This is a genomic window from Macellibacteroides fermentans (assembly GCF_013409575.1).
Lineage (GTDB): Bacteria > Bacteroidota > Bacteroidia > Bacteroidales > Tannerellaceae > Macellibacteroides > Macellibacteroides fermentans.
In genome coordinates this window covers 119,003-141,071 of record NZ_JACCCY010000003.1, presented here as the reverse complement: position 1 = coordinate 141,071, position 22,069 = coordinate 119,003, and the positions used below count along the sequence as shown (strand labels likewise).

Below are 22,069 nucleotides of genomic sequence, written 5' to 3'. Positions count from 1 at the left end.
TGAAAGGGCTGCCCGTTTGGAGCAGCCCTTTTTTTGCTAGAGTGTGTTGTGTATAGTAAGCTAAAGTTTGATTGGAACGCCGTTGTAGAAATCCAGAATTTTGGCTCTGAAAATATAGTTGTATTTGGCCTGGATCTGTTCAGACAAACTTTGCGAGTATTTTGTTTTGGCTTCACTATATTCGTAAACCGTACTTTTACCTGCGTTGTATTTATCTTCTGCATAGCCAAAGGCCTCTTTGCTGGCAAGCACCGATTTATCCGCTGCTTTGTACTTTTCTTGTGCTGCAGTAGCATTAAAATAGGCTTGCTGTATCTCTTTGTAGAGTGTTTTCTTTGAACTTTCCATCATCAGTTCGCGGTTCAAAATCGCAATCTTGTTACTACGTACGCTGTTGCGTACCTGGAAACGGTTGAAGATTGGAATACTTAAACTGAAACCGATGGTCTTACGTTCGTTTTGTTTGATCTGATCGCTAAACGGAGTGTTTACAATATCGTTTCCTCCCGAGTAGTGATAGTATCCGTTGCTGTAGCTTGCGTTAAAGTCCAACTTGGGCAGATAACCTGATTTTGCCACTTGCAGCATTTTCTTCTGACTTTCCAAAAGGTATTCCTGCTCCTTAATCTGCGGCTTTACGTCAACTGCATTGTTGTACACCATGTCCGGAGGCAGGATGCTGTTCATATATTTCTCAATAGCATCTTCCACAACCGGAACGCTGATGTCGAACGATTGTCCGCTACGCTCCAGTTCAAGCATCTGCGCCAGGTTCAACAGAGAAAGATTCACATTGTTTCTGGATTCGGTAAGCGAAACTTCATCTTTAGCCAGCTGAGCTTTGATGTCGTACAACTGCGACATAGGAACCTTGCCTGCCTTTACAAGGGCATCGGTACGTGTAACCTGTTCGCTGGTTAGTGCAACCTGCAACTCGGCTACCGAGAGCAGTTCTTTATTATACAAGGCTTCAACAAAATAGGAAGCCACGTTGATGGCCAGGTCTTCTTTGGCTTTATTCAGATTTTCGGTAGAAGCCATCAAATCGAGTTTTCTGGCTTTGATATCGTTCGAAATCTTGAATCCGTCAAACACAGGCATGGATGTCTGCAGGTAAAAAGAGGAGTTGGCCGAGTTCTGATCAACAATCACACCCGTTTTGGATGGCGAACGGCCAAAGTCGAAGTTCTGTCCCAAACCGGCATTCAGGTTGGGCAGCCAGCTGTTCTTGCTCGTACTGAGGTCTACTTTTTTGCTTTCCTGATCTTGTACCTTTTGTTTAAGATCAATGTTGTGCTCGATGGCGTAGTTTATACACTCCTCGAGCGACCATTTCTTAGCTGGTTCCTGTGCCTGCGCACTCCAGCATAGGAGGAGTGCAGGCAGGTATAATTTGAATTTATTCATCTTAAGTCGTTATTAGATTATTTCTTGTTAGGCTCGATGGCAGCACCACGAATTTTGCTTTTAACGGTAAGACCTTCCGTAATTTCAATCTTAATACCGTCACTTAATCCTACTTTTACGTACTTCTTTTCGAACACCTGCTCAGGTTTTTCCTGTTTTACAACCTGAACAAAGGCCGAATCGCCGCTGAATTCTACAGTGCTTTCGGGTACGGTTAGTACGTTTTCTGACTTTTTAAGTACGATTTCGGCATTTGCACTATATCCTGCACGGATAAATGCATCCCCCGGGATTGATACGGCAGCCTTTATCTCAAATAAGATGGCTCCGTTTTTCTCTACACCTTTAGGAGATACATATTCCAGCATAGCATCAAATACCCGGCTTTCCATTGCTCCAACCGTCAACCGGATAGGCATTCCTTCGTGTATACGGCCAATTTCGGTCTCATCTACGGTTCCCTTAAAGATCATATCGTTCATGTTGGCTACCGATGCAATGGTTGTTCCATCGTTAAAGTTGTTGGACTGGATTACAGAGTTACCAACCTTGATGGGCACATCCAGAATCATACCTGTAATTGTACTGCGAACAAGTGTTGTACTGGCTACTTTCGAATTCTTGGCAATACCGTCGCGTATAATCTCCAAAGCATCTTGTGCGTTCTGTGCCTCTTCCTTCGCTTTCTTGTAGTTGGCTTCAGACAATTCGAAGTCTTCTCTGGCAATTACCCCCTGGGTATGCAGTTGTTTGTCTCTTTTATAGGTCTCTTCAATCTGCGACAGCGTAATTTGCGCAACTTTAACGCGTGATTCGGCACTGTTAAGCTGAACCATTTCCGGTATAACCTTGATTTTTGCAATAATCTCGCCCTCTTTTACCATCTGTCCGGCCTCTTTGTTAAGCTCGGCCACGATACCGCTGATCTGCGGTTTGATAAGTACTTCGAAACGAGGTTCCACATTTCCGGTTGCTACAGTTTTGGTTACAACCGTGTCTAGTTTAGGGGTCACGATTTCATATTGGGTGATTACCGGTTGTGATTTTTTCCACAAGAAATAGAAAGTACTGAGAACGGCTACTCCTACCAACACGAGTAAGAAAGTGCGTAAAATCTTTTTCACGTTGATGCTTTTCATAATCTTTGTTTATTATTTTTATTGTATTAATCTTAATTTATTATTCTTCTCTGATGGCATCTATAGCCTTAATCTGCATGGCCCGCCACGCCGGGATCAATCCGGCAACCATACCACTTATCAGCAATACGATTGAGGCATACACGGCTGTGTCTATATCTACTCCCGGATTAATAAAGAATGTCTCTCTGGTAACCTCCTGCGTGGACATGGCTTTATTGATGATATCCAGGATGAATACCCCGAAACTGAGTCCGAGCAATCCGGCCATGGCTGTAAGTGCAAGACTTTCGCTCATAACCTGCGAAATGATATTGTAGGGTTTGGCTCCCAGGGCACGTCTTACTCCGATTTCTTTGGTACGCTCTTTTACAGTCACCATCATAATGTTACTGATACCGATTACACCTGCCAGCAACGTACCCATACCAACCAGCCAAACCAGGAAGTCGATCCCGATAAACAGCATGTTGAATGTCTCGAACTGCTTGGCGATATTTACAAACTGAATAGCTTGCGGATCGTTTGGTGCAATCTCATTCTGAGCACTCAATATCTTTCTTACATCTTCAATAATGGGTTCAACCGACTGACCCGCATAGGCGCTGAAGCACAACAGGTGAAGTATATCGCCCTGGTTCAGGGTTTGCTGCATGGTGGAGAAGGGCAGGTAAATGCTCTCTTCAGAACGTCCCCCCAGGTTTAGTCCGGAGGCCTTGCCTTTTATTACACCTACAATCTGGTAGTATAGTCCGTTTACCCGGATAAACTTTCCGCAGGGGTCTTGTCCCATAAATAGTTCATCGCACACTTTTTTTCCGATATTGCAAACCTTTCTGCGGCTGTTATGGTCGATGTCGTTCAGCAAACGGCCGAAGAAGATGTCCTGACTTTCAATCTTAAAGTAATCGGGATAGATTCCTTTTACATTGTATGTGCCCGAAACCTGGCCGTAGGCCACGTTCTTGTCCGATCTGTTACCCCAGATAACCGGCGAGATCGCTTCGATTCCCTTTACATTTTTGCGGATACTCTCCACATCTCTGTTGCGCATGTTCCACGAACGGCCTTTGTTAAAGCCTTTGTATGGTTCGCTGGTCTGGTTTGAGAATACGAACACCGAGTTGGTGGCAAATCCTTTTACCCCTTGCATCATGCCGTTTTTTAATCCCGTTCCCGATCCCAGCAGCAACACAAGCATCAGAATACCCCAGAAAACGCCAAAACAGGTAAGAAGACTTCTTGTTTTGTTACGGGTGATGGTAACCCAAATTTCTTGCCATCTGTCTATATCAAACATATTTCTTTTCTGTTTTATATGAATTATTCGGCTCGCATCGCTTCAATGGCTGTGATTTTAACTGCTTTTCGTGCAGGGAAATAGCCGGCCAACACACCCGCAAGGATCAGTACTCCTGTGGATATCAATGCGATGGTAAGACTAACGGTAGGGTCCCTGAACATAGAAATATCGTCTTGTCCGGCGGCTTCACCTGCGCCGGAAGCCTGCATGCCATAGTTGATAAGCTCGGTAAGCCCGATTCCCGAAATCATTCCAACGTATCCGAAGATGGCCGTTATGAGGATTGATTCGAAGATAACCAGTTTCAGGATCGAGATGGGAGATGCCCCTACAGCTTTACGTATGCCGAACTCTTTGGTCCGTTCGCGTACGCTGATCAGCATAATGTTACTTACGCCTACAATACCTGCAATTAGGGTTCCGATACCAACAATCCAGACAAAGAAGATAATTCCGTTCATCATACTATTGAACATCCTGAACTCGTTGGCTGTGTTCCACATACCGATGGCACTTTTATCAGTAGGGTCAAACTGATGCCGTCTTCCCATACGCTGACGGAAACGATCTTCGAATGCCGTTGTTTCGTCTTCGGTATTCACTCCAACCACTGTAAACGAAAGCTGATTTAAACCATAACCTGCATTATACAGGGATTGTCCGGTTGAGAACGGGATATAGCAAGGAGCATCGTTGCTTTTATTGTCATCTTTATAAACACCAACCACCTGATACATCACTGTCCCTGCTTTAACGTATTTGCCTAGTCCGCTTTCCTTCTTAAACAGGATTTCTTCGATACGGGGACTAATTACAATCACTTTACGTTTTTCCACTATGTCGAGGTTGTTGATAAAACGTCCTTTACCAACCAGCATCTCTACAAAGTTGATTTTGGCATAATCGGGGAAAACGCCGTTCAGGTTACAGTTGTTAAACTCCTTCCCGTAAAACAAGGTGTCTCCATGATTGATGGTGGCAGATTTAAGGTCCACTTCAGAGTGTTCGCGGTTAAGAGCCACATAATCGTCTTCCTTGAAGCTTATCTGGCGGTTGCTTTGCAAACCTTTGTATGGCTTTGATGTAAAGCGGGGCCAAACCTCGATCTTGTTCATAGCCATGTTGCGGAAATTGTACATTACGCCGTTGCGTAAGCCGTTTCCTGCACCAAGCAGCACAATCAGCATAAAGATTCCCCATGACACGGAGAATCCGGTAAGAAAAGTACGAAGCTTATTCTTCTTGATTGTACTGAAAATCTCTCTGAAATTGTCGAAATCAAACATGGCCTTTTCCGTTTTCTATGGATTCAATCTGTCCGTCGCGCAAACGAATGATTTTTTTAGTTACATCGGCTACCGATTGTTCGTGGGTAACAATAATCATGGTCATTCCTTCCTGGTTTACATTGCGAAGCAGATCCATTACTTCGAGTGTAGTGTGACTGTCCAGCGCACCGGTAGGCTCATCAGCCAAAATAATCTGTGGTTTGGCAATGAGCGCACGGGCTATGGCAACACGCTGCTTTTGTCCACCGGACATCTCGTTCGGCATATGATCTGCCCAGTCGCGTAAGCCTACCATGTCGAGGTATTCCATTGCCAGCGCATTCCTTTTTTTTCTTTTCATACCTTGGTAATAAAGGGGTAGCGCTACATTCTCCATGGCATTTTTAAATGATATGAGGTTGAAAGATTGAAAGATGAATCCAATCATCTGATTACGAAGCTCGGCTGCACGAGTTTCACTTAAATTCTGGATCAGCTGATTGTTCAGCATGTATTTGCCCGTATCGTAGGTGTCTAATATTCCCAATATATTAAGAAGGGTAGACTTGCCCGATCCGGAAGCCCCCATAATAGAGACCATTTCTCCCTTATCGATGTCAAGGTCAATCCCTTTTAATACATGTAAAGGTGCACCGTTATGATACGTTTTGTTAATTCCGTCAAGATGAATCATAGTTGTAAAGTACTTTTATTTATAAGACGTATGGTTTTTAAGATAAGTTACAGAACTCAAACACTTTTTTTTATTGCACAAATATATGCACTGACTGAATACCTTGTATCACATAGTACTGATAATTAAACAAATTTAACTATATTATTTGAAATAATGTAGAGAAACTGGCCGTCCGGTTGTCCATAAATCTCACAGTTCCTGTCTCTTATTGGAAATAAATGTACGATTCAAATTAGCTTTTTTGTTGTTATCTTAGGCTATATTTAATAACTTCTTAATTGCCTTTTAGCAGAAATATCATCTGTTTCTACTTTTTTAGTAGATAAAGCGTTGATGGTTTTATATATTCATCTTATATTTGCTTCCCTAAATTCATTATTAATCATAAAAATTAGATCATGGAAAAACCTTATGTGGTAGGTATAGATATTGGTGGAACCAATTCTGTGTTTGGCGTTGTGGATGCAAGAGGTACAATCTTGTACAGTGGTTCAATTAAAACAGGTAAGTATGCCGATGTAAACGATTACGTGGCAGAACTTGCTAAGGGCCTTGAAATGGTTATCAACCAGGCTGGCGGTCACGATAAGATCAAAGGTGTTGGTGTTGGTGCTCCCAACGGTAACTATTTTAACGGTTGTATTGAGTTTGCACCAAATCTTCCCTGGAAGGGTAAAATTCCATTGGCTCAGTTGATCAGCGAAAAGCTTGGTGGAATTCCTGTGGCTCTTACTAACGATGCGAATGCAGCGGCAATTGGCGAGATGACTTACGGTGTTGCACGTGGTATGAAAGATTTCATTGTGATTACACTCGGAACAGGAGTGGGCAGTGGTATCGTAATCAACGGTAACCTGGTTTATGGTCACGACGGTTTTGCCGGCGAACTTGGTCACGTTATTATGCGTCGTAACAATGGCAGAATGTGTGGTTGTGGCAGACAGGGATGTCTTGAAGCCTATACTTCGGCTACAGGTGTTGCACGTACTGCACGCGAATACCTCGAGATTCGCAAGGACGAAAGTGTATTGCGTGAAATTGATCCGGACGAACTGACTTCAAAGGATGTTTATGATGCAGCCATGAAGAATGACAAGCTGGCAATTGAGATTTTTGAGACTACAGGAGCTATGTTGGGAGAGGCATTTGCCGATTTCGTGGCATTCTCAAGTCCTGAAGCTATTATTCTTTTCGGTGGTCTTACCAAAGCAGGCGATCTGATCATGAATCCGATCAAACGTTCGATGGATAAGAACATGCTGAAAGTTTTTGAAGGCAAGACAAAATTATTATTCTCTCAGCTAAAAGAAAGTGATGCTGCCGTATTAGGTGCCAGCGCACTGGGTTGGGAAGTGAAAGAATATTGATAAGTCATTCCAGCATATAAAAGGTGGGGAAGTTACCGGATTGTATCTTCTCTGCCTTTTTTATTTTAATCTCCTGTAGTATAACGAAATTCCCAGATCAGAAAAGTCATATCAAATGAAAGCGCTTCTTGTAACTCCTCCGCTTACGCAATTAAATACTCCCTATCCTGCAACCTGTCATCTGTTAGGGTTCCTGCATTCAAGAAATCACAATGCGGAACAGATGGATCTTGGCATAGAACTTATCGGACGGCTGTTAACCGGAACAATGCTGAAACGGATATTCGAAGCGGCGTCTCAACATAGCCGGTTGTCTAAGGCGAATCGAATCATTTTGCAACAGGCCGATTTTTATATCCGGACCATCGACCCGGTGATGCGTTTTCTGGGAGGTAAGGATGCAACATTGGCACAACGGTTTTGCGAGCTTACATTCTGGCCGGAGAGTAAACGCTTACCATCGGATGAAGATCTGGAATGGGGATTTGGCTTAATAGGAAATTACGACAGGGCGACGCATCTTTGCACGCTATTTCTGAAGGATTTGTGTGACTTTATAAATTCGACCATCGACCCTCATTTTGAGTTAATCCGATATGCCGAATCGCTATGCCTGCGTTTACCCGAATTTAGACCCTTGCAAAACGAATTGCAGAAACCGCATACCTTGATTGATACGTTGATGTTGGATATCTTCTCTCAACGTATGGCTTTGTGTAAGCCTGATCTTGTGGGTTTCTCCGTTCCCTTTCCAGGGAATTTGTATAGTGCACTTCGTTGCGCCCAATGGATCCGGCAGAATTTTCCGCAGGTGAAGATTGTGATGGGGGGCGGTTATGTAAATACGGAGCTGAGAAGTCTGACAGATCCGGCTCTTTTTGATTTTATAGACTATCTTGTTTTTGACGACGGAGAATTGCCTTTGTTGCGGATTATGGATGGAGGCGAGTTGATCCGCACGCTGTATAGAGATGATGCGGGCTCGATTATAAGGGTGAACTTCGACAGTAAGGAGAATATTCCTTTTGCCGAATCGGGTACACCCAGCTACGAGGGGTTACTGCAGAATAATTATATCAATATGATTGAGCTTACCAATCCGATGCATGCTTTATGGAGCAATGGAAAATGGAATAAGCTGATGTTGGCCCACGGCTGCTATTGGGGTAAATGTGCATTTTGTGACGGGGCGCTGGATTACGTGAAACGTTTTGATCAGGCTCCGGTTGAGCTGATTGTAGACCGGATGGAGGCTGTGATTGCTCAAACAGGACAAACGGGTTTCCACTTCGTAGACGAGGCTGCACCTCCTGCTTTACTTCGTAAATTGGCTGAAGAGATTATTCGCAGGAAGTTAATCGTATCTTACTGGACCAACGTGCGATTCGAGAAATCTTATACTCCCGAACTCTGTTACTTACTGGCTCAATCGGGTTGCATAGCCATTTCAGGAGGTCTTGAGGTTGCTTCTCCGCGCATCCTCAAAATGATAAACAAAGGGATTACAGTGGAAAGTGCCAGCGAGAGTATGCGTAACTTTACCGAAGCCGGAATAATGACTCACGCGTATCTGATGTATGGATTCCCTACCGAAACGGCCCGTGAGACAATAGACTCCCTCGAGGTGGTGCGCAATCTGTTTGCCAACGGATGGATTCAATCGGCCTTCTGGCATCGATATGCGATGACAATCCACAGTCCCTCAGGAATCTGTCCGGAGAGCGTCGGGGCAAAGCATGTTGACCAGCCTTTAGCCCCATTTGCCAACAACGAGATCCCTTTCACCACATCTCAGGAAATCGATCTGGATTTTTATGGAAAGGGACTGAATCTGGCTACCTATAATTATATGCAAGGGGCCGGTTACGATATTCCCGTCAAAAAGTGGTTTAACAGTAAATAGTGAATTAGTCTTTCTATCTTTGTAAAAAAAGAGTTTATGCATCCTTTACATCAATTTAAATATTGTCCCAAATGTGGATCGGACGGGTTTGCCGTCAATAATGAAAAATCCAAACGTTGCTCTTCCTGCGGGTTTGTCTATTACTTTAATCCATCGGCTGCGGTAGCCTGCTTTATCCGTAATGAGGTTGGTGAGTTGCTTGTGGTAAGACGGGCGAAAGATCCGGCTAAAGGAACGCTCGATTTACCCGGCGGTTTTGTAGATCTGCATGAATCGGCCGAAGAGGCTGTCCGCCGTGAGGTGAAAGAAGAGACCGGATTGGATGTAAAATCAAGCAGGTATCTGTTCTCCATACCCAATATTTATCTTTACTCGGGATTTGAAGTGCATACGGAAGATCTTTTTTTTGAGTGTTATGCAACTACTTTCGACGGACTAATTGCGGCAGACGATGCTTCGGAAATTGTTGTGTTGAAGCTGCAAGAGGTGGATGCCAGCTTGTTCGGACTGACATCTGTAAAAGAGGGAGTTGTTAGATATTGTAAAGAGAATTAATTCTTTTTACAAACCTCATAGTTTTTTATTTGGAGCCTATTCTCTATCTTTGCCTATCAGAACATTCAGGCACAATCCTGTGCCTGACCAAAAAGCAAAGGAGTGATGAAAAGAATACTAATTCCACTGTGTTTAGTTGTAGGCTCTCATGCGGCCACCGGGCAACGATCTCATCAGTTTGAGTCGCCCGAACGACTTTTTGTTGAAGGAAAGGAGATGTTTGTTTTAAGGAACTATCCGGGGTGTACAGATAAACTTGAGGCATTCAAAAAGCAATCTACGGATGCCGACCTTATCCAGGAGTCCGATTATATGCTTGCTTGTGTGGCTTTTGAACAAGGCAAGGAGAATGCATCGGAGGTGTTGAAGGAATTTATGGATAAATATCCGGATACGCGTCATAGCGATGAAATCCATTTTTTGATTGCTTCGGCTCACTTCGACCATAAAGAATTTGAAAAAGCGGTATTCTGGTTTAATCAGTCTACCATCGAGATGCTTAGTCCGTCTCAACAGGAAACGTATAGTTTCAGATATGCCTATTCACTGCTGCAGACCGGCGAAATGGACAAGGCGAGAGGGTACTTTACCCGCCTGAAGCAGATTGGAACAAAATACAACGATGCCGGTGCCTATTACGTTGCTTATATCGACTATGCCACGGGAAAGTACAACAATGCGTTGGTGGAATTCGATCGTTTGAAGGATAAACCCGAATATGCTTTGCAATCTTCCTATTATACGGCTCAGATTTATTTCATCCAGAAAAAATACGACAGAACCATTGCTGAAGGAGAGGCTTTGCTGAAGAATTATCCTCACAGCGAAAACAATGCGGAGGTTCGACGTATTTTGGGTAATTCATATTACCACCAGGGAAATCAGGACAAGGCCATTGCCAACCTGAGCAAGTATGTTTCGGATACCGATGCGCCCCTTCGTGGCGATTTGTACATTTTAGGTGTCTGCTATTTTAATAAAGGGAGCTTTAACAGTGCGGTGGACTGTTTCGGACAGACTGTTCGCGAACAGGATGCCCTTACACAGAATGCCTACCTGTACCTGGGTCAGTCTTACCTGAAGCTGAACGATAAAAACAATGCACGCATGGCTTTCGAGTCGGCGGCGAAGACTTCGTTCGACAAACAGGTTAAGGAGGCTGCCACCTATAATTACGCTTTGCTGATTCATCAGACTTCCTTTACAGGGTTTGGAGAGTCGGTTACTATTTTCGAGAATTTCCTGAATGAGTTCCCCAACTCTGTTTATTCAGATAAGGTGAACGATTACCTGGTTGAGGTGTATCTTACAACCAAGGATTACCGTTCGGCATTGGCTTCCATCGAAAAGATCAAGCGCCCGAGTACTAAAATACTGGAGGCAAAGCAGGATATTTTATTCCAGTTGGGAACGCAATCCTTTACGAATGTAAAACTGGATGAGGCGATCGACCTGTTCAACCGGGCTATTTCTTTGGGGTCATACAACCTGGAAGCCCGAAACGATGCCTATTTCTGGCGTGGTGAAAGTTACTACCGCAAAGGTGAATTTGCCAGTGCCGCCTCCGATTATAGAACCTATCTGAACAATACTCAGGCAAAAAGCGGAGAGATGTATGCGTTGGCTCACTATAATCTGGGGTATTGTTACTTCAAACAGCAACAATATGCCGATGCATTAAGCAGGTTCAGAAGCTATGTTGATATGGAAAGCAACCGTCAGTTGCCTGCCTATGCAGATGCATACAATCGTATCGGCGACTGTCTGTTCCAAAGTCGCCAGTTTGCCCAGGCTGAAGAGAGTTACAGCCGTTCGGCAACTTTACAACCGTCGGCCGCCGATTATTCGGTATATCAGAAAGGCTTCCTGCTGGGACTTCAAAAGGATTACCGTGGAAAAATCAGTGCGATGGACCGTCTGGTTCGCGAATACCCGGAGTCTCCCTATGTGGATGATGCTCTGTTTGAGAAAGGCCGGGCCTACGTTATGCTTGAAAACAGTCAGGGTGCTGCAGAGGCATTCGAAAAAGTGATAAGTCAGTTTCCTCAAAGTACACAGGCACGCAAAGCCGGTATTCAGCTGGGGTTACTTTACTTTAATGACAACCAGCCCGAAAAAGCTGCTGCTGCCTATAAGAAGGTGGTCGACAATTATCCGGGAAGTGATGAGGCAAAGGTTGCTTTGCAAGATCTGAAGTCGGTTTACATGGATCTGAACGATATCAATGCCTATGCCTCGTATGTGAATTCATTGGGCGGATCGGTTCATTTTGATGTAAGCGAGCAGGATTCGCTGACTTATCTGGCTGCCGAAAAGTTATTTATGCGCGGTGATAACGCTGCGGCGAAGAAGAGTCTGACAAATTACCTGCAGTCGTTCCCTAAAGGGGCATTTAGTTCGAATGCCAATTTCTATCTGGGAAGCATTGCTTTCGCAAATAAACAATATGACGAGGCAAAACAGCTGTTTGCATCTGTTCTTTCCAGCGGTGATACTAAGTTTGCGGAAAACGCAACGGCACGTAAAGCCGAAATAGAATACCTGCAGGAAGATTATGCTGCGGCGTTGCTCACCTTTAAGCAATTACATGCCATCGCCGAAAGTAAGGAAAACAAAGAGGCGGCCAAATTAGGAATGATGCGTTGTGCTCAGTATACCGGAAAACAACAGGATGCCCTTACTGCTGCCGACGAGCTGCTGAAGGATCCTAAACTGTCGCCCGAACTGAATGCCGAGGCGCGTTATATAAGGGCTAAAGCATATATTGCCCTGAAGCAGGCCTCCAAGGCATTACCCGATTTGCAGACGATCAGTAAGGATACCCGCACTGTGCATGGTGCTGAGGCTAAATATTTGTTGGCTCAGTTGTACTTTAATAATAAAGAGAATGCCAAGGCCGAAAAAGAGCTGATGAATTTCATTGAAAACGGAACACCTCATCAGTATTGGCTGGCCCGTGGATTTATTTTACTGGCGGATATCTATATTAGTCAGAATGATGATTTTCAGGCTCGTCAATATCTGACCAGCTTGCAGAATAATTATAAAGGTACGGATGATATAGCCGGGATGATTGAAAACAGATTGAGTAAACTAAAGAAATAAGAACTGGGATGAAAGCAATATATAATGTAAAAGCCCTCTGCCTGGTGGTTGCCTTAGGTGCTGCTGCATCGGTACATGCACAGGAAGATAAATCGAAAGAAAAGGAGCTGAACCGGGAGATGACTTTGGAACGGGAATACGATCCGTCGGTTCAGGATGCTTCGAAGGTGAATACGCTGCCAAAGATCAAGGAGCCTGTAGTGAAAAAGATGCCTATAGACTACAGCACATTTGCTGTTCCTACAGATCCACAACAGGAATTATCTTTGTTGGGGTCGGGGAGTGTGATGACTGAGATTCCTTACAGTAAGAAAAGGGGGTACCTGAATCTGGGAGCTGGTAATTACATGAACATCAACGGCGACTTGGGGTATCATATCCTGAATACAGAGAAGGACAAACTGAATGTCTTTTTATCGCATCGTTCTACCAACGGGAATATAGGTTACCTGCAGATGGACGACAAGCAGAAAGCAAAGCTTAACAATAACCTGGGTGGCATTAATTTCAGCCACGAATACGAGAAGCTCGCTTTGAAACTTGGCTTTGGAATAGATCACAGTACATTCAATTACTACGGTTTTGTGGCCGATTTAAGGTTGGTCGATTTGGGTGTTCTGCCTTTATTCGATTATGATACGAATCAGGCAAATACAAAGATCGGAGGTACGATCGGGTTCGAATCAAAAGGTCACGGCCCGTTCGAATATGCCTTGGATCTGGATTATAAGCGATTTACCAACAAGTACGGGATGACAGGAGGTTTGGGTGGTATTGCCGAAAATACGTTTGGAGCATCTTTCGACCTGAACAGTGAGTTTAACGGAGGGATGACCATCGGATTGGAAGGTGAGGTAGAATACTTCAATTACGGTGAGACAGAGCCGGAAACGACCGTTCCCTTCGAGCGTAACAATCACCTCGAGTCTACGTTAAGTCCCTATTTAAAGATGAATGGCGAACGTTGGAACTTACGATTGGGTGCCAATGCTATGATCATCACGGGCGACGAGAAAAAGGTGTTCTTGTCTCCGAATATCAATTTCGATGTTGAACTTGCTCCGAAGACTGTTTTTTATGCAACGGCAACCGGCAAAGTAAGTGCCAACAGTGCCTGGGAAATTTCTGCTGTAAACAGATATATCAATCCTGATTTAATTCTGGAGGCTTCACGCACCTGGTTGGACGGGATTGCCGGAATTAAAAGCGGAGCGGGTGCAGGCTTCTGGTTCGATGTTTTTGGCGGATACAAAATTACCGACAACGAACATTTCTTCCTTCCGCAGATATCTATGCTGACCAAGTTCGGTAATGTGAGTAATGTGGCTTATTATAACGCTAAGAAGTTCTTTGGCGGAGCCTCGTTGAAATATAGTTATCAACAACTTTTCAACATATCGTTGAAGGGTGTTTATAACTCCTGGTCGGTAAATGAAATTGAGCGCGAGGAACCTGCCGGTGAAACTACAATTACAGATATCAAAGCATTCGGTAAGCCTAAAGCAGAGTTGTTTGGAGAAATATCGGTGGTGCCCATGGATAATATCACGCTTTCAATGGATTATTACCTGGGAACAGGAAGATACACCCATGCGAACGGATCTAATATCAAAATGGATAATATCAATGAGCTGAATATGAAAGGTACTTACCAGCTTAACGAAACCTTTGGTGCTTATATTAAATTCAACAACCTGCTTTTCCGGAAATATGAGCTGCTTTATGGGTATCCGCAACAAGGATTCAATGCCATGGTTGGTATTAATCTGAACTTTTAACGGGTTCTGCAGTCTGTATAATCGGATTACAAATATGAAAGGGGGTACTATTACAGTACCCCCTTTCATATTTATTATATGTTGTTTAACATGTTTTATGGCAAAAAAGCTTGACAAACCCTTTGTGGGATTGTATCTTTGCATCGTGGTTTTTTCATAATAGTATTAGATTTAAGGTTAACAAAGTTGGTTAGGGGATGTCGGGATGACATCCTTTAATTGTTTATAGGGGGAGCTATCTCCCTTTTTTTTATTTTGCTGGCTCCATCAGCCAGGCCAGGTTAAACCGGTAATGAAGTCTGCTGCTAACCAGATGGATGGTTTTGTCGGGCGACTGTACAGCAGCCAGGTAGCCTCTGGGTTCGGCATGTGTCGAATCCATCTCGAAGTAGCCTGTCCATGCCCCGCCGTTAAGAAAACGATACGTCCCGTCGGTCAGTAACTTTTTAACCGGCCAGGTTTTCCCTTCGTCGTACGAAAGTGCCGCATACATTCCATAACCCCTGAAAGACATTCCGGATGCATTTGCAAAGAGCATTCCCCTATTTTCTTTTTTTGTTCGTATCGGATGGTCGGTGAATGAGATTAATAACAAAGGTCCTTCAGACAGACGAAGCAGAACAAGACGTTGTCCTCCGTCAATAGGTGGAAATTCGGACGCGTAATAGGTCCAGCTCTTACCCATATCTTTGGATATACTCATAGGCATACGCAACACGCCGTTGGCATCTGGCAGACTGTTCCCTCTGGCTAGTGCCAGCAGGTCGCCGTTCATCAGCTGTACGATTCCGGTATGTATCCCTGCGATGGTCGATCCGGTTCCATTCGGTTTAAACTGGGCTGGTTGCCCGTCCCACGGATCGGACCAGGTCTTTCCTTTGTCTTTACTGATGTGGATCGCCGCCCCGTCGTGACTTCCCGGTCCGGCATCGCAGGGTTGAATGTACCACCCTTCGCGGGTTTGAATCGTACCTGCTATTACCTGGTGACGCTTGGTGTGTTCGGGAGCTATCAGATGTGGGGCCGACCAGGTGGCGCCGTTATCTGTACTCTCGCGTTGTATCATGGCTAAGTTCTGCCAGTCACCGGAAGCTTCCACTCCGTTAAGATGAAGTAACCTCCCTTGTCCGTCGTTAAAAAGAGAAGAGCCTGTCATATTTCGATCCGGAACTTTAAAGAATAAAGAGGCTTTTTCCCAGGTTTCACCTCCTTTTCTTAAACGGGAACCCAGAACAACCATTTCGCGTCCGTTTTCTTCATTGGCCGAAAACCAGATGGCCAGCAGGTCGCCGTTAGGGCACCATGTAATTGCCGGCTGGTGATTATGACGATAGAAGGGGATACCCGAGTTACATGCGGGTTCAATTACATAGGGAACAGGAGGAAGAAAGAACGGTTTCCGGGTTACGCCTTTTTTCCAGTTGTATTTTGTCTGCGGAACTTTAACCGGTTGTTCCGCCTGTGCCGATACGTCAAGCGGCTCACTTTCCGGATAGTCGGCCTGAACAATTCTAAATCCTGTCTGCGCATGCTTATCTTCCGGTATCATGGCCATCCGGTTGGATGACCGGAGGTATTTTTCCGGAGTATTATGACTTCCACCACGGGTAACGCGATACAAACCATGCTTCATCCCAACCGGATCTGTTTGGTCATCGGCTATGTAAGGTCCGTACCAGTCAAGGCACCATTCTTCCACATTGCCATGCATGTCATGTAACCCGAATTTGTTGGCAGGAGTTTCTCCCACCGCCAGTGAGACCGGTTTCATATCGCGCACTATTTGCTGATTCTTATGGAAAATACCCGGTAGTCCGTCATCCATCGAGAAGGTTAGGTAGCTTCCGGCTCTGCAGGCATATTCCCATTCTGCTTCAGTGGGCAACCTATAGGTTTTGCCCTCCTTCTCACTTAGCCATTTACAATAGTTCATGGCATCGTTGTAGCTAACATATACAACTGCTTCATTGTCATGAACAGAGATACCATTCTTTCCACGATACGCTTTGTGCGCCGGGTCGTACGCTTCATATTGTGCGTTGGTTATTTCGGTTACCGACATTTTAAAGGGTTTCGTCAGCGTTACCTTGTGTATCGGAGCTTCGTCGTAGTTGCTTCCTTCGCCATTGCCTCCCATGTAAAAGAATCCGGCAGGAATATCCGCCATTTTTATTTCGGACAACGGGTTCTGACTGTAAAGTAGTGAGTTTGTAAAAAGAAATGAAAGCAGTATCCAGCTTTTAAATGAAGAGCATATTGTTTGATTCACAATCCTTTAATTAATGGTTATACATGTCTTTATTAAAGAAATTCATAATTTTCATCATCATGGCATGAGCCTGACGAGCCGGACTTTCGGGGTTTATCTCCATAGCTTCCAAGTAATTATTGATTGCCAATTGCATGTTTCCCTTTTTTCGCCAGGCATTTCCCCTTAAATAATAGGCTTCATCATTTTGGGGATCTGCAGCAATAATTTCGTCCAGGAGGCGGATGGCCTCGTCTGCTTTATTGTCTAATATAAGTTGTTTGATTGCTTCCATAGGTTTCTTGTTTCGAGACAAAGATAAAAAAAATGAAGAATATTCGCCACAAAGTACTTTGTTGGTGGCCAGTGGAGCCGATGTAAAAAATGGTTTTTTTATTGATTTAGTGAGATTTCGTAAATAATTATGTAAGTTTGTACCCGATTTCGAACGAGAAAGCAGAAAATATGCATAAAAACCTGGTAATAGTAGAATCCCCGGCCAAGGCTAAGACCATCGAGAAATTTCTTGGAAAAGAGTTTAAGGTGATGTCTAGTTATGGCCATATACGCGATTTAAATCCTAAAGAATTCAGTATTGACACGAAAAAAAATTATCTTCCCAAGTACGTTGTACCTGCAGATAAGAAAAAGTTGGTGTCCGAATTAAAGAGTGAAGCGAAGCAAGCGGAACAAGTCTGGCTCGCATCCGATGAAGACCGCGAAGGAGAAGCTATATCGTGGCATTTATACGAAGTGTTGGGCTTGAAACCCGAAAACACGAAACGAATCGTATTTCATGAAATTACCAAGACGGCTATTTTGCATGCTATTGAGACCCCCCGTGATATAAATCTTAATCTGGTGGATGCTCAACAAGCACGGCGTGTGCTGGATCGTATTGTGGGATTTGAGCTGTCTCCGGTTCTTTGGAGGAAGGTAAGACCAGCTTTGTCTGCCGGTAGGGTTCAGTCGGTTGCTGTCCGTTTGATTGTTGAACGTGAACGGGAGATAAACGCTTTTGTGAGCGAGGCTGCTTACCGTGTGATTGCCAATTTTATTCTGCCGGACGGATCTACTGTACTGAAAGCGGAGTTGAACAAACGTTTGAAGACAAAAGAGGAGGTTATCAGTTTGTTGAACCAATGCAAGACTGCATCGTTCCAGATTGACGATATAACGAAGAAGCCGTTAAAGAAATCTCCGGCTCCTCCTTTTACCACCTCTACCTTACAGCAGGAAGCTGCCCGTAAGTTGGGTTATTCGGTATCTCAAACCATGTCGATTGCTCAAAAGTTATATGAATCGGGGATGATAACCTATATGCGTACCGACTCAGTAAATCTAAGCGATTTGGCATTGGGAACATCCAAAGAGGAAATTGTTAACACCTACGGCGAGAAGTATTATAAATTCCGCCAATATCATACCAAATCTAAAGGAGCACAAGAGGCTCACGAGGCCATACGCCCTACATATATCGATCGGGTAGAGGCGGGAGGTTCCGCTCAGGAGAAAAAATTGTACGAGCTGATCCGTAAGAGAACATTGGCGTCTCAAATGGCTGATGCCGAATTGGAGAAAACAACTATTTCTGTCAGCTTCCCCGGATGGAAGGATAAGTTCCAGGCTACGGGAGAGGTAATCGTTTTCGATGGCTTCTTACAGGTGTATCGCGAAAGCATGGACGATGAAAATGAGAAAGAACAGGAAAACGGACTTTTACCAGCTGTTAACCTGAATGATATTCTTGTGCTGGATGAGGTTAAAGCTACCGAAAGATTTACGCAACGTCCCCCCAGATATACGGAAGCCAGTCTGGTTAGACGATTGGAGGAGTTGGGTATCGGCAGACCTTCAACCTATGCACCTACTATTCAGACGGTACAAACCAGAGGTTATGTTGTCAAGGGTGATAAAGCAGGAGAGGAGCGCAACTTTACTGTAATTTCTTTACGAAAGGAAAAGATTTCGGAAGCACAAAAAAGCGAAACTGTTGGAGCAGATCGTAACAAGCTTATGCCAACGGATATAGGAATTGTGGTAAACGACTTTTTACTTGAATATTTTCCCAATATTCTGGATTATAATTTTACCGCCAACGTTGAAAAGGAGTTCGACTCCATTGCCGACGGCGAAATGGAATGGACACGCGTTATCGATAATTTTTATAAAATTTTCCACCCAATCGTTGACGAGGCAATGACCAGTAAAACAGATCATAAGGTTGGGGAGAGAGAACTTGGTATTGATCCGAAAAGTGGTAAGCCTGTGTTTGTAAAGATCAGCCGGTACGGTCCTTGTGTTCAGATGGGACAAGCATTCCCGGACGATAAAAAAGCACCTAAACCTGCTTTTGCCGCATTGATGAAGGATCAGTCCATCGAAACAATCACTCTGGAGGAGGCATTGAAATTGTTTGATCTGCCCCGTAAGGTAGGCGAATTCGAAAACGAAGAGGTTATAGCCGCAATCGGACGTTTCGGTCCGTTTATCCGTCACAACAATAAATTCGTTACGATTCCGAAAGAGTTGAATCCATATACGATTAAGTTGGACGAAGCCATCGAGCTTATTGAGAAAAAAAGGATACAGGAAGAACAACGATTCATCAAATCTTTCGAGGAAGAACCGGAACTTCAGATTTTGAACGGACGTTTCGGGGCTTATATTGCTTATAAGAAGAGTAATTATAAAATTCCAAAGAATACCGATCCTCAGAAACTTACGTACGAGGAATGCATGAAAATCATCGAAGAAGCCCCGGATAAGAAGACTACAAAGAAAAAGGCAACACGAAAGAAAGAATAATACAATGTTATATATACAAAAGAGGCGCTTCCATTGGAAGCGCCTCTTTTGTATATATAACATTGAAAAAATTACATTCTTTCCGGAACTTCAATTCCAAGCAAGGACATACCCTTTTTAACCACCTTGGCAACATTGGCCGATAGAACCAGACGAAATACCTTCACATCTTCATTCTCTTCGCGCAAGATAGAAAAATCATGGTAGAACTGATTGTATTCTTTAACCAGGTCGTATACATAGTTGGCTATGATAGCCGGACTGTATTCGTTTCCTGCATCTTTAACAACCGATTCGAAATCTGATGTGAGTTGGATAAGTCCCTCTTCTTTTTCAGAAAGAGCGATATTCGCCGCCAGCTGGTTTGGCAGAGTGATACCTTGTTCGGCAGCTTTGCGAAGAACCGAACAGATACGGGCGTAAGTGTATTGTATGAACGGTCCGGTGTTTCCATTAAAATCGATGGATTCTTTCGGGTTGAATGTCATGTTCTTACGCGGATCAACCTTCAGGATAAAGTATTTCAGGGAGCCAAGTCCTACCATTGAAGCGATCTTCTCGGCCTCCTGGGTTGTTAATCCGTCCAGTTTCCCTAATTCCTGGGATATTTCGCGTGCTGTGGAGATCATCTCTTCCATCAGATCGTCGGCATCTACAACAGTTCCTTCTCGGCTTTTCATTTTTCCTTCGGGCAGTTCAACCATGCCGTAAGAGAAATGAACCAACCCTTTACCAAATTCAAAGCCCAATTTATCCAATAGGATAGACAGTACCTGGAAGTGATAATTTTGTTCGTTACCCACAACGTATATCATCTTATTGATAGGGTAATCGTCAAATCGAAGTTTGGCGGTACCGATATCCTGTGTCATGTATACAGAAGTACCATCTGCTCGGAGCAAAAGTTTTTCATCCAGTCCGTCGCCCGTAAGGTCGGCCCAAACCGAACCATCTTCCCTGCGATAGAACACACCCTTCTCCAAACCTTCAAGCACTTTCCCTTTCCCTTCCAGATAGGTCTGAGATTCGTAGTAAATCTTGTCGAAGTCAACCCCCATTCGTTTGTAAGTTTCATCGAACCCGGCATAGACCCAGTTGTTCATCATCGTCCATAAGTCAATCACCTCTTTATCGCCGGCCTCCCATTTAAGCAACATCTCACGGGCTTCCGCCATCAATGCCGACTTAGCTTCGGCCTCTTCCTTCGAGAGTCCGCTTTCCTGAAGTTCAGCAAGTTCCTGTTTGTATTTCTTGTCGAACAAAACATAAAAATCGCCAATCAGATGGTCCCCTTTTTTCCCTGCAGATTCAGGAGTAGCTCCCTCACCCCACTTTTTCCAGGCAAGCATCGATTTGCATATATGAATTCCTCGGTCGTTTACAATATTAGTTTTAACTACTTTGTATCCGTTTGCCTTCATAATTTCAGCAAGGCTATAGCCAAGTAAATTATTGCGTACGTGACCCAAATGCAGAGGCTTATTTGTATTAGGCGAAGAATACTCAATCATCACCAATGGCGAAGTCTCCGTAGCTTCAACGGTCCCAAAGGAGGGGCTGCTGTGGATTGTGTTTAATAGCTCGATCCAGCAAGAAGCCGAAATCGTAAGGTTCAGGAAACCTTTGATAACGTTAAAGTCGGCAACGGCAGGTTCATTTTCAAGAAGATACTTTCCCAAATCCTGTGCCGTTTGTTCGGGAGATTTTCTGGATATTTTTAAAAAAGGAAATACCACCAGCGTAAGGTGTCCTTTAAACTCCTTTTTTGTTTTTCCAAGCTGAATCTGAGCTCCGTCTATTTCTGTTCCGTAGAGCTCTTTTATCCCGGATACAATTGTACTCGCAATCTGTTGTTCGATGACCATATGCTTCTGTCTATATGTTCGTTATTTTTCCTGCAAAGATAACACTTTACGGAGAGGTATAAAAAAAAAGGATGCAATTCCTATTGCATCCTTTTTTTATCATACGAAAATTTCTTACTTGATCTTGTCGGTTAGTTCAGCACCAGCCTTAAATTTCACAACTTTACGAGCAGGAATGTCGATAACTTCTTTCGTTTTAGGATTAACTCCTTTACGTGCGGCTTTTTCAGTAGTTGAGAACGAACCAAAACCAAGAAGGGAAATTTTTCCACCTTCTTTCATTTCGTTAGAGATTGTTTGGATGAAAGCCTCAACAGCTTTCTTAGAGTCAACTTTGCTTAATCCCGATTGCTCAGCAACGGCATTAATAAATTCTGTTTTGTTCATGATGGTTTGATAGTTAATATATTAAACAATGGACCGATAGCTTATTGTCGGCTTCAAAGTTACCTTTATTTTAAATATAACAAAAGATTTATAAACTTTTTTTGACTATGAGCTATTTTTTCCTTTTATTAAGGGCGTTTTTTTGATAAAAATGGCCTTTAAAAGGCCTGTTTTCTGTGGGAATAGGAGATTGTGCCTCTATAAAATGCCTACGGGTATGGCTGGCTATATAGAAAATA

15 protein-coding genes are annotated in these 22,069 nt (G+C 43.8%); 6 read left to right on the top strand and 9 right to left on the bottom strand.

Features of this window, described 5'->3' with window-relative positions; genetic code table 11:
* Positions 1-60 precede the first annotated feature (60 nt).
* The 5 genes from F5613_RS09990 to F5613_RS09970 are packed head-to-tail and all read right to left on the bottom strand — an operon-like array spanning position 61 to position 5,811.
* Entirely contained in the window at positions 61-1,407 is a 1,347-nt protein-coding gene (locus F5613_RS09990) for a TolC family protein (RefSeq protein ID WP_179399660.1), read from the bottom strand.
* A gap of 17 nt (positions 1,408-1,424) precedes the next feature.
* On the bottom strand, positions 1,425-2,546 hold the full coding sequence (locus F5613_RS09985) for an efflux RND transporter periplasmic adaptor subunit (protein WP_179399659.1): 1,122 nt from the start codon (positions 2,544-2,546) through the stop codon (positions 1,425-1,427).
* Between the two features lie 40 nt (positions 2,547-2,586).
* Complete coding sequence (locus F5613_RS09980; RefSeq protein WP_179399658.1) at positions 2,587-3,846, bottom strand: ABC transporter permease; 1,260 nt, start codon at positions 3,844-3,846, stop codon at positions 2,587-2,589.
* A 23-nt stretch (positions 3,847-3,869) separates the two neighbouring features.
* A complete protein-coding gene (locus F5613_RS09975) occupies positions 3,870-5,135 on the bottom strand; it encodes an ABC transporter permease (protein WP_179399657.1) in 1,266 nt (421 codons plus the stop codon).
* Positions 5,128-5,811, bottom strand: coding sequence for an ABC transporter ATP-binding protein (locus F5613_RS09970; RefSeq protein ID WP_179399656.1), 684 nt, complete (start codon positions 5,809-5,811; stop codon positions 5,128-5,130). Before F5613_RS09970 ends, F5613_RS09975 begins: the two co-directional genes overlap by 8 nt.
* A 401-nt stretch (positions 5,812-6,212) precedes the next feature.
* Here F5613_RS09970 and F5613_RS09965 point away from each other — a divergent pair, with 401 nt between their 5' ends.
* The 5 genes from F5613_RS09965 (at position 6,213) to F5613_RS09945 (ending at position 14,522) form a co-directional block, all read left to right on the top strand.
* Positions 6,213-7,181 carry an ROK family protein gene (locus F5613_RS09965; RefSeq protein ID WP_079682628.1) on the top strand — a complete coding sequence of 323 codons (969 nt, stop codon included), beginning with the start codon at positions 6,213-6,215 and terminating at the stop codon, positions 7,179-7,181.
* A 115-nt stretch (positions 7,182-7,296) separates the two neighbouring features.
* Positions 7,297-9,084: a B12-binding domain-containing radical SAM protein gene (locus tag F5613_RS09960; RefSeq protein WP_179399655.1), complete on the top strand. Its 1,788-nt coding sequence runs from the start codon at positions 7,297-7,299 to the stop codon at positions 9,082-9,084.
* 36 nt (positions 9,085-9,120) lie between these two features.
* Positions 9,121-9,639 carry an NUDIX hydrolase gene (locus F5613_RS09955; RefSeq protein WP_079682626.1) on the top strand — a complete coding sequence of 173 codons (519 nt, stop codon included), beginning with the start codon at positions 9,121-9,123 and terminating at the stop codon, positions 9,637-9,639.
* A 105-nt stretch (positions 9,640-9,744) separates the two neighbouring features.
* Entirely contained in the window at positions 9,745-12,744 is a 3,000-nt protein-coding gene (locus F5613_RS09950) for a tetratricopeptide repeat protein (RefSeq protein WP_179399654.1), read from the top strand.
* Positions 12,745-12,752: 8 nt separating this feature from the next.
* The gene (locus F5613_RS09945; RefSeq protein WP_179399653.1) at positions 12,753-14,522 is read left to right on the top strand and encodes a TonB-dependent receptor; all 1,770 of its coding nucleotides are present in this window, start codon (positions 12,753-12,755) and stop codon (positions 14,520-14,522) included.
* Positions 14,523-14,772: 250 nt separating this feature from the next.
* On the opposite strand, the gene F5613_RS09940 is transcribed toward F5613_RS09945, so the two are convergent.
* Together F5613_RS09940 and F5613_RS09935 are read right to left on the bottom strand one after the other, a co-directional pair.
* A complete protein-coding gene (locus F5613_RS09940; protein ID WP_179400015.1) occupies positions 14,773-16,689 on the bottom strand; it encodes an SUMF1/EgtB/PvdO family nonheme iron enzyme in 1,917 nt (638 codons plus the stop codon).
* Positions 16,690-16,801: 112 nt separating this feature from the next.
* Positions 16,802-17,065, bottom strand: coding sequence for a tetratricopeptide repeat protein (locus tag F5613_RS09935; RefSeq protein WP_068183197.1), 264 nt, complete (start codon positions 17,063-17,065; stop codon positions 16,802-16,804).
* A 170-nt stretch (positions 17,066-17,235) separates the two neighbouring features.
* On the opposite strand from F5613_RS09935, the gene topA reads away from it, so the two are divergent.
* Positions 17,236-19,578, top strand: coding sequence for a type I DNA topoisomerase (gene topA / locus F5613_RS09930; protein WP_179399652.1), 2,343 nt, complete (start codon positions 17,236-17,238; stop codon positions 19,576-19,578).
* Between the two features lie 71 nt (positions 19,579-19,649).
* Here topA and argS read toward each other — a convergent pair whose 3' ends face one another.
* Positions 19,650-21,443, bottom strand: a complete 1,794-nt coding sequence (argS, locus tag F5613_RS09925) for an arginine--tRNA ligase (RefSeq protein ID WP_179399651.1) — start codon at positions 21,441-21,443, stop codon at positions 19,650-19,652.
* A 114-nt stretch (positions 21,444-21,557) separates the two neighbouring features.
* Positions 21,558-21,830 carry an HU family DNA-binding protein gene (locus F5613_RS09920; protein ID WP_079682620.1) on the bottom strand — a complete coding sequence of 91 codons (273 nt, stop codon included), beginning with the start codon at positions 21,828-21,830 and terminating at the stop codon, positions 21,558-21,560.
* Positions 21,831-22,069 lie beyond the last annotated feature (239 nt).

Bases quoted from the DNA above. Each gene is read 5' to 3' on its own strand.
- F5613_RS09990 (WP_179399660.1), bottom strand. From the start codon at position 1,407: ATGAATAAATTCAAATTATACCTGCCTGCACTCCTCCTATGCTGGAGT.
- F5613_RS09985 (WP_179399659.1), bottom strand. From the start codon at position 2,546: ATGAAAAGCATCAACGTGAAAAAGATTTTACGCACTTTCTTACTCGTG.
- F5613_RS09980 (WP_179399658.1), bottom strand. From the start codon at position 3,846: ATGTTTGATATAGACAGATGGCAAGAAATTTGGGTTACCATCACCCGT.
- F5613_RS09975 (WP_179399657.1), bottom strand. From the start codon at position 5,135: ATGTTTGATTTCGACAATTTCAGAGAGATTTTCAGTACAATCAAGAAG.
- F5613_RS09970 (WP_179399656.1), bottom strand. From the start codon at position 5,811: ATGATTCATCTTGACGGAATTAACAAAACGTATCATAACGGTGCACCT.
- F5613_RS09965 (WP_079682628.1), top strand. From the start codon at position 6,213: ATGGAAAAACCTTATGTGGTAGGTATAGATATTGGTGGAACCAATTCT.
- F5613_RS09960 (WP_179399655.1), top strand. From the start codon at position 7,297: ATGAAAGCGCTTCTTGTAACTCCTCCGCTTACGCAATTAAATACTCCC.
- F5613_RS09955 (WP_079682626.1), top strand. From the start codon at position 9,121: ATGCATCCTTTACATCAATTTAAATATTGTCCCAAATGTGGATCGGAC.
- F5613_RS09950 (WP_179399654.1), top strand. From the start codon at position 9,745: ATGAAAAGAATACTAATTCCACTGTGTTTAGTTGTAGGCTCTCATGCG.
- F5613_RS09945 (WP_179399653.1), top strand. From the start codon at position 12,753: ATGAAAGCAATATATAATGTAAAAGCCCTCTGCCTGGTGGTTGCCTTA.
- F5613_RS09940 (WP_179400015.1), bottom strand. From the start codon at position 16,689: ATGGCGGATATTCCTGCCGGATTCTTTTACATGGGAGGCAATGGCGAA.
- F5613_RS09935 (WP_068183197.1), bottom strand. From the start codon at position 17,065: ATGGAAGCAATCAAACAACTTATATTAGACAATAAAGCAGACGAGGCC.
- topA (WP_179399652.1), top strand. From the start codon at position 17,236: ATGCATAAAAACCTGGTAATAGTAGAATCCCCGGCCAAGGCTAAGACC.
- argS (WP_179399651.1), bottom strand. From the start codon at position 21,443: ATGGTCATCGAACAACAGATTGCGAGTACAATTGTATCCGGGATAAAA.
- F5613_RS09920 (WP_079682620.1), bottom strand. From the start codon at position 21,830: ATGAACAAAACAGAATTTATTAATGCCGTTGCTGAGCAATCGGGATTA.